This is a genomic window from Gracilinema caldarium DSM 7334 (assembly GCF_000219725.1).
In the GTDB taxonomy this organism is placed as follows: Bacteria; Spirochaetota; Spirochaetia; order Treponematales; family Breznakiellaceae; genus Gracilinema; species Gracilinema caldarium.
Genome location: NC_015732.1, coordinates 3,225,846 through 3,239,340 on the forward strand (window position 1 = coordinate 3,225,846; position 13,495 = coordinate 3,239,340).

12 protein-coding genes are annotated in these 13,495 nt (G+C 43.4%); 7 read left to right on the plus strand and 5 right to left on the minus strand.

The genetic code is table 11. From position 1 onward, the window contains the following. Positions 1-125: 125 nt before the first annotated feature. The 7 genes from SPICA_RS14460 (at position 126) to SPICA_RS14490 (ending at position 6,765) form a co-directional block, all read left to right on the plus strand. The gene (locus SPICA_RS14460; protein WP_013970228.1) at positions 126-2,051 is read left to right on the plus strand and encodes an AMP-dependent synthetase/ligase; all 1,926 of its coding nucleotides are present in this window, start codon (positions 126-128) and stop codon (positions 2,049-2,051) included. Between the two features lie 10 nt (positions 2,052-2,061). Further along, complete coding sequence (metK, locus tag SPICA_RS14465) at positions 2,062-3,234, plus strand: methionine adenosyltransferase (RefSeq protein ID WP_013970229.1); 1,173 nt, start codon at positions 2,062-2,064, stop codon at positions 3,232-3,234. Position 3,235: 1 nt separating this feature from the next. After that, the gene (gene arfB, locus SPICA_RS14470) at positions 3,236-3,670 is read left to right on the plus strand and encodes an alternative ribosome rescue aminoacyl-tRNA hydrolase ArfB (protein ID WP_013970230.1); all 435 of its coding nucleotides are present in this window, start codon (positions 3,236-3,238) and stop codon (positions 3,668-3,670) included. Next, a complete protein-coding gene (locus tag SPICA_RS14475) occupies positions 3,667-4,785 on the plus strand; it encodes an aminopeptidase (RefSeq protein ID WP_013970231.1) in 1,119 nt (372 codons plus the stop codon). Before arfB ends, SPICA_RS14475 begins: the two co-directional genes overlap by 4 nt. An 83-nt stretch (positions 4,786-4,868) precedes the next feature. Continuing rightward, on the plus strand, positions 4,869-5,399 hold the full coding sequence (locus SPICA_RS14480) for a GNAT family N-acetyltransferase (RefSeq protein ID WP_013970232.1): 531 nt from the start codon (positions 4,869-4,871) through the stop codon (positions 5,397-5,399). A 136-nt stretch (positions 5,400-5,535) separates the two neighbouring features. After that, positions 5,536-6,081: a C40 family peptidase gene (locus SPICA_RS14485; RefSeq protein ID WP_169311894.1), complete on the plus strand. Its 546-nt coding sequence runs from the start codon at positions 5,536-5,538 to the stop codon at positions 6,079-6,081. A gap of 390 nt (positions 6,082-6,471) precedes the next feature. Further along, positions 6,472-6,765 (plus strand): YdeI/OmpD-associated family protein, encoded by a 294-nt coding sequence (locus tag SPICA_RS14490; protein ID WP_013970234.1) that lies wholly within the window; start codon positions 6,472-6,474, stop codon positions 6,763-6,765. 146 nt (positions 6,766-6,911) lie between these two features. Here SPICA_RS14490 and SPICA_RS14495 read toward each other — a convergent pair whose 3' ends face one another. The 5 genes from SPICA_RS14495 to gyrB form a co-directional block, all read right to left on the minus strand. Then, positions 6,912-7,193 (minus strand): hypothetical protein, encoded by a 282-nt coding sequence (locus SPICA_RS14495; protein WP_013970235.1) that lies wholly within the window; start codon positions 7,191-7,193, stop codon positions 6,912-6,914. A gap of 316 nt (positions 7,194-7,509) precedes the next feature. Then, on the minus strand, positions 7,510-7,851 hold the full coding sequence (locus tag SPICA_RS14500; RefSeq protein WP_013970236.1) for a type II toxin-antitoxin system PemK/MazF family toxin: 342 nt from the start codon (positions 7,849-7,851) through the stop codon (positions 7,510-7,512). Continuing rightward, positions 7,838-8,083, minus strand: a complete 246-nt coding sequence (locus SPICA_RS14505; protein WP_013970237.1) for a ribbon-helix-helix domain-containing protein — start codon at positions 8,081-8,083, stop codon at positions 7,838-7,840. Before SPICA_RS14505 ends, SPICA_RS14500 begins: the two co-directional genes overlap by 14 nt. 552 nt (positions 8,084-8,635) lie before the next feature. Then, complete coding sequence (gene gyrA / locus SPICA_RS14510) at positions 8,636-11,149, minus strand: DNA topoisomerase (ATP-hydrolyzing) subunit A (protein ID WP_013970238.1); 2,514 nt, start codon at positions 11,147-11,149, stop codon at positions 8,636-8,638. Positions 11,150-11,275: 126 nt separating this feature from the next. Further along, positions 11,276-13,183: a DNA topoisomerase (ATP-hydrolyzing) subunit B gene (gene gyrB, locus SPICA_RS14515; protein WP_013970239.1), complete on the minus strand. Its 1,908-nt coding sequence runs from the start codon at positions 13,181-13,183 to the stop codon at positions 11,276-11,278. Between the last annotated feature and the right edge of the window lie 312 nt (positions 13,184-13,495).

A 13,495-nucleotide genomic window follows, 5' to 3' on the forward strand; every position in this document is an offset into this window, starting at 1 on the left:
GTTTATAGTGGTTCTCAAACAAGTCGGTCAGATTTTGAAAACACCTAAGTAAATCGAGACGTGTACAAATATGAGATAAGTTGTTATAGTAGCACTATTACACGGCCACTCGAGAAGGAGATCCTATGCGGCAAACATTATTCGAAATGGTTCGTCAAGCAAGCACTCGTTTTGGTGACAAACCATTTACCTTTAAAAAAACTGATTCCGGCTGGGTATCCAAAACATTCAATCAAAGTTTTCATGAAAGCCGCTGCTTTGCAGCGTTTCTTTTAGAACGGGGCTATTCATTAGAAGATAGGGTTGCCATTTATGCCGAAGGCAGTCCCAACTGGATTGTCGGTGAATATGGTATCATCATGGCAGGCATGATCGCGGTCCCCCTCTCATTTAAACTCCTGCCGGAAGAAATCTATTACCGCCTGGACCATTCCGAAGCCCGAATGGTTCTGACCAATGCAAACCACCTGGAAAAAATCTGCCGGGTCGCCCAGGACATTCAGACAAAAACCGGTCGATCCATCGATGTGGTATCCCTCGATGAAGATCAGGATCTTTCTACCAGCACCTACCCCCGGAATCAGCTCTTCAGGATTGATGAAGTGCTCGCACAAGGTGCGGCGGTATTAGAAAAACATCGCCCCCGGCTTGATACGATAGAAGCAGAGTGCAGCGAAGACAGGGTCGTAACCATCTCCTATACCTCAGGAACGACAGGCAATCCCAAGGGGATCATGCTCACCCATAAAAACTACTATATCAACAGCCTCGACTCGGTAAACATCTTTAAGGTTCCTGAAACAGGCTACCGTAACTTTGTTATTCTGCCGGTGGACCACTCCTTTGCCCAAACCGTTGGTATCCATGCATCGATTCAGCGGGGCATAGAATTGTGGTTTGTCGATTCCCGGGGCGGCGGTATGGCCATCCTGAGAAACATCCCCATCAATATGAAGGAAGCCGAACCGGTATTCCTTATGACCGTCCCCGCCCTTTCAGGGAATTTCATGAAAAAAATGCAGGCCGAGATTGATAAACGGGGTGGTATTATAAAGTTCCTGTTCGATACGGGTATTAAGGCCGGTATTTCCTACTGGGGCGATGGTTCCTTTCCTGAACGGAACCTGAAAACCTTTCTCAACGCTCTTGTTTATTTCCCCTTAAAAAAACTGGTACTCGATAAGGTTAAAACAGAAGTCTTTGGCAAACGGGCTCAATTCTTTACCGGTGGAGGCGCCAGCTTTGATATCGGTCAACAGCGTTTTTACCGGGCCCTGGGCATGCCTCTTTATCAGGGCTATGGTATGACCGAAGCCTCACCGGTTATCTCTACCAATATCGAAGGCCACACCAAACTGGGAACTTCCGGCATTGCTCTGGACCACGTAGAAATCCGTATCATACGGGATGATGGTACCTTTGCAGAGCCCGGCGAAAAGGGTGAAATTTGTGTTCGGGGCCCCAATGTCATGAAGGGCTATTTTAAAAATCCCGAAGCAACCAGGGAAACCCTTGTCGACGGCTGGCTCCATACGGGAGACCTGGGCTGGCTCGATAAGGATGGCTATTTAACCGTCGCCGGCCGGGCTAAAGCCCTCCTTATTTCTGCAGATGGTGAAAAATACAGCCCCGAAGGGATCGAGGAGGCCATTGCCAATTCAGCCAAAGTCGTAAACCAGGTCATGGTCTGGAACGATCATAAACGGTTTACCTGTGCCCTCATCACCCTCGAGGATGAGCAGGTGAAAAAGCTGATCAAAGAGCATCATCCTAAAACACGGGAAGCCCTTTTGGAACTGATCAAAGCATCTTTCTACAGTTTCCGGTCAGATCCATCCTATAAAAACATGGTACCCCTTAACTGGACCCCGGCTACGTTCCAGATTGTTCCGGAAGCCTTTAGTGAAAAAGATGGTCTCATCAATTCTACTATGAAACTGGTTCGTTATAAGGTGGTCGAAAAATACTCAGAACTGATTGAATATATCTATTCCGAGGGTTCAAGCTATAAAAACAATCGAAACCTAGAAGCCCTCTCAAAATACCTGTAAGGAGTGTTACATGGAAAACAGGACCTATCTGTTCACCTCTGAGTCTGTCGGCGAAGGCCACCCCGATAAACTCTGCGATCAAATATCCGACGCCATCCTTGACGCCTGCCTTGCCGAGGATCCTATGAGCCGCGTGGCTTGCGAAACCTTTGCATCTACCGCCATGGTCCTTGTGGGAGGAGAAATCACCACCAGCACCTTTGTAGATATTCAACAGGTGGTACGGGATGTGGTTAAAGAAGTAGGTTACACCAACCCTGCCTATGGCCTCGATTACGAGTCTATGGCCGTCCTCGATATGATACACAGCCAATCGCCGGATATCAGTCAGGGAGTATCAGGAACAGGACTCGAAGAGTTTAAGGGCCAGCAGGGCGCAGGGGATCAGGGCATGATGTTTGGTTTTGCCTGTACAGAGACACCCAACTACATGCCTGCCCCTATCACCCTGGCTCATCAAATTCTCGATAAAGCAACCCTCATGAGGAAAGCTAAAATCATTCCCTGGCTCCGGCCCGATGCAAAAAGCCAGGTAACCATCCAGTATGAAGGCCACAAACCGATACGGATTGATACGGTTGTCGTCTCTCATCAACATGACGATGGCATTGCCTATGAAAACATCAAAGAAGCAATTATCGAGGAAATTATAAAGCCCGTACTCGAACCTACAGGACTCCTGGATGCAAAAACCCGGTATTTCATCAATCCTACGGGCCGCTTTGTGATTGGCGGTCCCTATGGGGACACGGGGCTTACGGGACGGAAAATAATTGTCGATACCTATGGCGGTATGGGCCGCCATGGCGGCGGGGCCTTCTCCGGCAAGGACCCAACCAAGGTAGACCGCTCTGCAGCCTATATGGCCCGCTATGTGGCTAAAAATGTTGTTGCCGCTGGTTTTGCTGAACGCAGTGAAGTCCAGCTGGCCTATGCAATCGGCGTCCCCTTCCCGGTTTCCGTCATGGTCGATACCTTCGGAACAAACACCGTGAGCGAGTCGGCCATAGAAAAGGCCATTCAGGAGGTCTTTGACCTATCTCCTGCAGGTATTATACAAACCCTTGACTTAAGAAAACCAGTATATAGAAAAACATCTACATACGGACATTTTGGCCGTGATGGCTTTAACTGGGAAAAAACCAATAAGGTCGAAGCCCTCCAGCGGGCTATTACAAAATAACATGGATCCGGTTCGCCTGAGATCATCTATCGAGGAACATGCACAACTGCGTTTTTCCCGCTCAGGCGGACCTGGCGGACAAAATGTAAATAAGGTAAACAGCCGGGTCGAAATCCGCATCTCTATTGATGAACTTCAGGGGATATCCGATGCGGAACGACAGCGGCTTACTACCGTTCTTTCAAAGAGAATCACTACCCAGGGAGAACTGATCCTCTTTGTTGATGAAGAACGTTCTCAACTGGAGAACCGATCCCGGGCATTTCAACGCCTGGAACAGATGATCCTGTCGGCTGCAAAGATCCCGAAAGCACGAAAACCAACCAAGCCGACCAAGGCTTCCCGGGAACAACGGCTGTTACATAAAAAACTGTCTAGTATAAAAAAATCTCGTCGAAGATTTCATCAACCTGAAGAATATGGATATAGCATATGAAAGATCCTCGTCTACAAAAACTGGCTCATATTTTAGTGAATTATTCACTGAAGCTTAAAGCCGGAGAAAAGGTGCTGATCCAGAACACGAATCTGGAACTCGATTTTGTTAAAGAACTCATCAATGCGGTGCATGATGTAGGGGCCATTCCCTTTGTGCAGCTCAGCGATAAAAACCTGGAACGGACCCTCTTCAGCCGGGCAACGGAAGAACAATTTAAATGGCAGGCGAAATTTGAACGGGACCGGATGAAAGAGATGGATGCCTATATTGGGTTTACTTCTCCCCGCAATGTCTATGCCTGGTCCGATATGCCCGCTGATAAACAGGATTTATATAATCGCTACATCACCAAACTGGTCCATATGGAAGAACGGGTTCCCAATACCCGCTGGGTTGTTTTACGCTATCCTTCTCCAGCCTTTGCCCAGATGGCTTCAATGAGCGAAGATGCCTTTGAAGAGTTTTATTTTAATGTGTGCACCCTGGACTATCAAAGGATGTCAAAAGCGATGGACCCGCTGGTCGATCTTATGGAAAAGACAGACCGGGTTCGAATCGTCAGTCCGGGTACAGACCTTTCTTTTTCCATTAAAGGAATGCCCGCTATCAAATGTGATGGAACCATGAATATTCCCGATGGCGAGGTCTATAGCGCCCCCATTAAGGATTCAGTTAACGGAACCATTTCCTACAACACCCCTAACGATTATCAGGGTTTTGTGTATGAATCAATCTCCTTCGAATTTAAACAGGGGAAAATCGTTTCAGCCCGTTCAAATGATACGGAACGGATCAACCGGATCCTCGATATCGATGAAGGAGCCCGCTATGTGGGTGAATTCGCCATTGGGGTAAACCCCTATATCACCAACCCCATGAAAGAAACCCTTTTTGATGAAAAGATTGCCGGATCCATCCATTTTACTCCGGGGAATTCCTATGATGACTGTGATAACGGCAATAAGTCGGCCCTTCACTGGGACCTGGTCCTCATACAGCGGCCTGAATGGGGCGGCGGCGAAATCTGGTTTGATAACCGCCTGATCCGAAAGGATGGCCGTTTTGTCATTCCTGAGCTGGAAGGTCTTAATCCGGAAAATTTGATAAAGTAGTTAGTATCCTAACATCTTGTCCCTCTTGGCTAAGCCAAGAGGGACCCCATCTTATTTATAACCAATGAACTTGCAGAGGGTTTATGAATATCCGAACAGCAGAAACACGGGATTATGATGATATCAGAAGGCTCTATTTGTCTGCGTTCCCTGAAAGTGAAAACGAAATTGTTGCAAAACTTGCCACAGACCTGCTTTTTGAACATTCAAATCCCCCAATAATAGCTCTGGCTGCAGAAATTGATGGATCAATAGTGGGTCACATAGCTTTCAGTCCTGTCAGGATAGATACTTTTGAGCAGTGTCAGGCCTATATTTTAGCACCCCTGGCGGTAAAACCTGATTTTCAAAAACAAGGCATTGGATCGGCTCTCATTACCTATGGTATGGAACAGTTATCCGATAGGGGTGTACATATCGTTTTTGTCTACGGTGACCCGAATTATTATGGAAGATTCGGTTTTAAAACTTATCTTGCCCAAAACTATAAAACTCCCTACCCCCTGCAATATCCTTTTGGGTGGCAAGCCATCACAATCTGCGAATGTAACTTAAAAAACTCACCGGCATCTATACATTGTGTCAGCTCTTTATGCGATCCCCTATTATGGTGATCTTGTTAAAGTACTGTTGAATGTTTCACGTGAAACAGTATGACAGGTTGACCCATCGCACATAATGACAATAATGTTATCTATCAAGGTTAATCTTTCAAAATTTGTCTGCATTTTGAAAGATACTCTACATACTATGAGTAATAATCATAAAGTTGTTTTGCTTATTATTACAATTCTATCTTTTCTCATTTCTAACTGTGCTATTAATTCAGATAATTTTTTAAAGCAAATTGAAGTTACAGATATAGAAGCAAAGCAAGCTTTAGATCTAGCATTATCAAAAATTAATAGTGAGTATCTATGGGGCGGAAATGGTCCTGATAGCTTTGATTGTTCAGGTTTAATTGTTTGGTCATATCAAAACATGTTTAAAGACAATTATATTTTTACTAATGGAATTGAACTAGTAAATGATGTAACAATAAATGAACTATATAATTTCAATGCCAACAACAGAACAAAGGATAATGTAAAACCAGGAGATATAATTTTCATATCAAACATGAATGATTTTATTACTCATGGAGGTCTAGTAATTGAAGCTAAAGAAAATAGTGTAAAATTTATCAATGCTTCTTCTTATTATGAAAAAGTGATAATTGACGAATGGGATTATAATGAGTTAGTTCGTGGTCAATGGATTGTTGGTTTCGGAAGATTTCTTAGAAGCAAAAAATAAATTCACCAAAAAAAACTCCTTAAATCTTGCAATTATTCTTGTCATGAAATGTTTCACGTGAAACACAATTAACATATCTAAACAGGGCTATTAGCCTGTCGGATTTGTAGTTTTTTAATCCCCAAAGTATATTTTGGGGATTAAAAATCCCGATTAACTGGGCTCCTTTGGCAGTTTGCGAGGTAAAAAATCGCGTATGCCCGCGATTTTTAATGATTAAACGGACAAGTCCGACAAACTGCTAGCCTTTTATATCATCTTTGAGGAAATCCTTACAAAGTTTGCTTTTAAGCTATGATGAACTTTTAAAATTTAAAGTTTTAGAATTCTTATCATTATAAAAGAACCGTTATCGTTTCCTTTTTTACTGATAAATATTATCTTGTACTAATGATAGATAAAATTCCTGGTGGTATAGCCCATGAGTTGCCAGAAGATATAGAGTCCGCTTTATCTTTAGATGCAACCCTGTTGGATGCTTGGGTTAGATTAACCCCCATAGCGAGAAATGAATGTTTTTGCTGGGTAATTTCTCCTAAAAAAGCAAAAACACGAGAACAACATATTAAACGCATGTTTTCTGAACTAAAAGAGGGTAAACATCGGCCCTGTTGTTGGATGGGATGTATCCACAGAACAGAAAAAGAACTAAGTCCATCTCAGAAATTTCTGCTTACTACCTAAATTTTGCGATTCCATCCCAAATGGTGTGAGTTCAACCATATTCTAGCAGTATTTCGGTCTTGTCCGTTTCTAATAATAAAAATCTCAGGAATCTATGATTTTTACCTTGCTAACTGCTCAAGAAGTGAAGCTTCTCAAGAGCACAGTTAATCGGGATTTTTAATACCCAAAGCAGTACTGGTAACCTCAGGTATTTTTAAAATCATGCGGAGTCCATGATGAATAATCTGTCCCGCGATATCAAGCACCCCTTTTCTGAAGGTTTCGTTATACCAGGTTATTTCAATTACCGGTGAGTCAACATCGTATTTGAAGGATTCAAACAATACAGAGGTAATCTCATTGAGTATACCAAAATTGGTGCAGAAAACCACATCGGGCAGCTGATCAACAGTTTCTTTGATGTCCTGATACAGTTTACCTCCCACAATAAGGCCAACCTTCAGCCGTTCACAGTGCTCAAGAACCGCTTGATCAAATAAACGGTATCGGCTACGAATATAATGGGAACATCGGCATCGTTGTTATTCAGCACCAAAGTGTCTATTCTGACTTTGATAATCTTCGTTTGTTCTATGGACAGCCTCCATACAAAGAGCTGTTTAAATAACATTGGTTTAAGCGGTAACGCGTATATGGCGCGTGTTTTTGCGAGCTTAGCGATAGCAAAAACCGTGACATAGCGTTATCCGCTTGAAGCCTCTGTTAGCCGTATTATCGTATAACTCAATTATTCTTATTGTATTATATTAAGCCAAGAATTAACTTTATTCCTTCTTCTACTTCTTCCATAACGGAATAATGTAGCTTATTTTCTAATGATACTAACCTAGTTTTATCAAGAACAGATATTTGTGAAACTACTAATACAGAATCTTTTGATAGTCCTGATTCTATTGTTTCTACATAAACATTTCCAGGGGAATCCGCCAATATTGTATTTGTAGTAAATGGAATGACGATAACAGTATTTATATTGCTTCGATTAAATGAATCATCTTGAATTATTAATACAGGTCTATGAAATCCAGGTTCACTGCCAAATGGTATTCCAAAATCAGCCCACCATATTTCACCACGAGTCATTTTTTGTTAATTCCCTTAGAGATTCAAGATTAACATCAACAATTCTATCATTGCCTAGTAATTCTTTTTTATATATAGAATTAAGCTTATCTGTTATTCTATCTTTCTTATGATGATTAATAAATTCCTCTAAAGCCTTAGCAAATAATTGACTACGGGGAATGCCCATGTCTTTTGCTATCTTTTCTGCGTCATTATATAACGTATCAGGCAATGATATTGCTGTTTTCATAATTTCAGTATAACCATGGTATAACTAAAAGTCAACAACTTTTTGCGAGCGAAGCGAGTCCGGCTAACTCCCGCATAGCCTACGTCCTGTTTCAGATGATCCAACCAGCTAACTGTAGCTAGACCTACGAGGGATGAAAACCGTTCATGAGTAGTCTAGAAATTCTCCTGGGTGTTTTTGTGTCGTTTGCTAACTCATTACACCACATGGAGGATTTTTTTAACATGGAATAATTGCGGCTAAACGTACCCATCGATTATCTTCTCGTAAATGTCCTCCGAAGGGTACATAAAAGTCTTCAAACTCAGGTTCCTTTTCCTTATACATCGTTACCCCATATTAAGGTGCACGCTTTTAAGGCCTTACCCTCCTTTTTCATGCACTTTGTATTGGGATTATCTCTGTATTTGCTTATTTTGTATAGAGTTGTTTGTTTTTCAGGAAGCCCGACTTAGATTAACAACATCTCTATTTATTGTATAATCCTGCGATAAATAGTTATACAAGTCATTCTTCATAACCTGCCTCCATATAAAAATATATTATTATATACTACTCCTCAATCTGTTTATCAACTCCAGCCTCTGGATCTTCTTCAGTAAGGACCTCATCGGTTTCCTCTGGCAGATCCTGCTCATCCTTTTCCCGGGCAATCCGGTCTACACCGATCACAAAGTCGGGCCGTTCAATATTGACGATCCGTACCCCCTGAGCTGATCTTCCCATTACCGAGATTTCGTTGACCGCAACCTTTATCGATTTTCCCTGGCTGGTTATACACATGATAGCATCTTCATCGCCGACAGAGACACAGCCCACAAGCTCACCGGTTTTTTCGCTGACCGTATAGATGCGCTGGCCTCCGGTTGCCCTGCCATGGGATGAGAATTCAGAGTACTCTACCCGCTTACCATAACCAAATTCTGAGAGAATCAGCATTTTTTCGTTATTATTTACCCGAAGCACGCCCGCTAGTTCATCATCCGAATCGAGCTTTATTCCACAGACACCCCGGGAAGACCGTCCGCTTGCCCGAACTTCTACTTCTTCGGTTCTCAGAGCCTGACCTTTACGGGTAATAAGAACAATCTCATCCGTTCCGGTGGTCAGTAAGGCACTGACAAGACTATCCCCTTCATCCAGATTGATGGCGATAATACCCCGGGTTTTCGCATTGGCAAACTCCACGGTTTGCACCTTCTTTACCACCCCGCGGGCTGTTCCCATAAAGATAAACTGATCTTCCGAAAAGTCTTTAAAGGCAACCACGGTGGTTATATCCTCATTAGGTGAAACCGCTAAAAGAGACTTGATATGGGCACCCCGAGAGGTACGGGAACCCTCTGGGATTTCATGAACCTTCATCCAGTACGCTTTGCCTGCACTGGTGATATACATAATATAATCATGGGTCGAGGCTACAAAGAGCTGTTTGACAAAATCATCTTCGGTCAATTTTACGCTGTTCATCCCCTTCCCGCCCCGGCCTTGGCTCTTGTAGGCACTGACCGGAACCCGCTTGATATATCCCAGATTGGAAATGAGGATGACCATCTCTTCTTTTTTAATAAGATCTTCTATATTGATGGACTCCACCTCGTCGGCTACGATTTCGGTCCTTCGGGGGTCTCCATATTTTTCGGCGATAATTCGTATCTCATCCTTAATCACGCCCCGAAGTTTCTGGGGATCATCGAGCAGGGATTGCAGATAGGCAATAAGGGTCCGCAGTTCCTCCAATTCCTGTTTAAGTTTTTCGACCTCGAGGCTGGTGAGACGGCCGAGACGCATATCAACAATAGCCTGAGCCTGGGCTTCTGAAAGCAGGAACCGTTCCATCAAATTCTTTTTAGCCAGGTCCACATCCCGGGAACCTTTTATGATGGCAATAACTTCATCGATGTTAGCCAGGGCGATAACAAGACCTTCTAAAATGTGGGCCCGTTCCTGGGCTTTGCGCAGATCAAATTTAGTACGCCGGGTGACCACATCAATGCGATGCTGGACATAATAATGGATGAGCTCTTTCAGATTGAGACAACGGGGCCGGCCTTCGACCAGGGCAAGATTGATGACCCCAAAGGACGACTGCAGCGCCGTGTGGGAAAAGAGCTGATTCAGCACCACTTTCACGATGGTACCTTTTTTAAGCTCTATAACAACACGTAAACCATCCCTGTCCGATTCATCCCGGATTTCAGAGATACCATCAACAACCTTGTCACGGACAAGTTCTGCAATCTTTGTCAAAAGATTCGCTTTATTAACAGAATAGGGAATTTCATTGAAAATTATCGATTCCTTACCTGTTTTTGACGTTTCTATAACAAATTTGCCCCGGGTAATAATTTTACCCCGACCGGTCTTATAGGCTTCCCGAATACCCCGCCGGCCAAATATGATGCCCCCCGTAGGATAATCGGGCCCCTTAATGTAGTGCATTAATTCATCAACGGTAATATCCGGGTTGTCGATAAAGGCACAAATGGCATCGCAGACTTCCTTGAGGTTATGGGGCGGCATATTGGTAGCCATACCAACGGCAATACCGCTTGAACCATTCACCAGCAGATTGGGCACCGCTGCAGGAAGAACCACCGGTTCGGTGAGCGATTCATCATAGTTTGGTACAAAATCGACGGTTTCTTTTTTCAAATCCGCCAGCATTTCATCGCCGATACGGGAGAGTTTTGCTTCGGTATAACGGGATGCAGCGGGAGGGTCCCCATCGATGGAACCAAAGTTACCCTGTCCCTGCACAAGGGGATAGCGAAGGGAGAAATCCTGGGCCATACGCACGAGGGCATCGTACAAAGACATATCACCATGGGGATGATATTTACCCATGGCGTCACCCGTAATACGGGCGCTTTTCTTTGTTGCCGCATTCGGATGGAGCCCCAGTTCGTCCATGGCGTACAGAAGCCGCCGGTGTACCGGCTTAAGGCCATCCCGCACATCGGGAAGAGCCCGGCTTACAATAACCGACATGGCATAATTAAGGTATGCGGTCTTTATTTCATCTTCTATTGCAACTGGTATTATTTTTCCGCCCGATTCAGCCATAACATCAACCTTTAGAGGACATCTAAAAACTTCAGTTTTTAGATGTCTACCGCTATATATACGCAAATCCTGTAAGGATTTGCTCAGGCGCCTCTAAAAATCTAATCGAGTTTTTAGAGGCGCCCTTTATACATCAAGATAGGAAACAGCAAGAGCGTTTTCTTCAATAAATATCCGCCGCGGTTCCACCTGTTCACCCATAAGGGTCGAGAAAATCCGCTCTGCCTCTACCGCATCATCCATATGAACCTGGACAATGTTCCGCCGTTCCGGATCCATCGTCGTTTCCCACAGCTGGTCCGGATTCATTTCACCCAAACCTTTGTAGCGTTGGATAGCAACCTTTTCCGGGTCCTTTCCAGACTCTGCAAGAATCCGGTCTTTTTCTGCATCATCGTAGGCGTAGAAGACCTTCTTTTCGTAGGTAATCTTGTACAGAGGAGGCATGGCCAGATAGACATGGCCCCGCTCGATCAATTCGGTCATATAACGATAAAAAAAGGTCAGCAAAAGGGTTCTGATGTGAGAACCGTCCACGTCTGCATCGGCCATAATGATAATTTTATGGTACCGCAGTTTTGATATATCAAAACTATCACCTATCCCTGCACCAATACTGGCTATAATCGGCTGAAGTTTATCATTGGTAATTACTTTTTCGATATGGGTCTTTTCTACGTTAAGCATCTTACCCCAGAGGGACAAAATTGCCTGAAACGCCCGGTTCCGGCCCATTTTGGCAGACCCCCCGGCTGAATCACCCTCGACAATAAAGAGTTCGCATTTTGTCGGGTCCTTTTCCGAACAGTCCGCAAGTTTTCCCGGAAGACCCGCACTTTCCATGAGGTTTTTGCGGCGGGTTGCATCCCTTGCCTGCCGGGCAGCGATTCGGGCCTTTGCTGCAAGAACGCTTTTTTCCAGAATGGCATTAACAATATCCGGATGTTGGTCAAGAAATAATTCCAGCTGTTCATTAACCAGGGACTCGACAATACCCTTCACTTCCGAGTTACCCAGCTTTCCCTTAGTCTGACCTTCGAACTGTGGATTTGGTACCTTAACAGAAAGGACCGCAGTAAGCCCTTCCCGCACATCATCGCCGGAAAGACTTTCTTCCATTTTTTTTGCAAGCTTTGACTTTTTTAAATACTCGTTCAAAGTTCTTGTAAGGGCAGACTTAAAGCCTACCAGATGGGTACCACCTTCTCGGGTATTGATGTCATTAACAAAGGAAAACATTATTTCGTTAAAACCATCGTTATATTGGATGGCACACTCGACTTCTATGTCATCCCTCGTACCAGCAATATAAATACATTCTTTATGGAGGACCGTTTTATTTTGATTCAGATATTCGACAAAGCTAACCACCCCTCCTTCGAAGATAAACTCATGGCTCTTCGGCGTAGTTAGTCGTTCATCTCGAATGGAGATCCTAATGCCTTTATTTAAAAAGGCGAGTTCCCTCAGCCGGTTCGAGAGAACATCAAAATTATAAGTCGTTGTTTCGAATATCGTTGCATCTGCAAGGAATCGGACTATGGTACCCCGTTTATTAGTGGTTCCTATGACTTTTACCGATTCTTCCGGAACCCCAATATGATATTTTTGATAATGTATCTTTCCATCCCTATGGACAAATACTTCACACCAAGTAGAAAGAGCATTTACAACAGAAACACCGACACCATGCAGACCGCCCGACACCTTATAAGAGTTTTTATCGAACTTACCACCCGCATGAAGCTTGGTCATAACAAGCTCCAGGGCACTCACCTTTTCAGAGGGATGAATATCAACGGGGATACCTCGACCATTATCTTCTACCCGAACGATATCATTTTTTTCCAATACAACGAGAATATCTGTACAATGGCCCTGCATGGCCTCATCGACAGAGTTATCAACCACTTCATAAACAAGATGGTGTAACCCATCGATGCCCGTCGAACCGATGTACATACCAGGGCGTTTTCGTACTGCCTCCAGGCCTTTTAACACCTGAATACTTTGCGCTGAATAGCTTGAATCCATCTTGTTTCCTTGTTATAACGACAGAAAAATGACAATTGAGTATAACCATTTACATATAAAAAGTAAAGGCAACGAATTATTCAATACTATGTGTACAACTTGTGGATAATTTGTTAGAATATTATTATAATACTTATAATGATTTAGCAAATTGCAATAAACTAATTATTATTATCACTAAAAAACTTTTATTTTATTATTATATATAGTTTTATTTTAAAACTACTATTCATATTTAACGTGGTTTTATCAAAAAATGATTGCTATATTACAAAAAATCTATTTGAAATTTTTGAGATAATTGTGGATAAT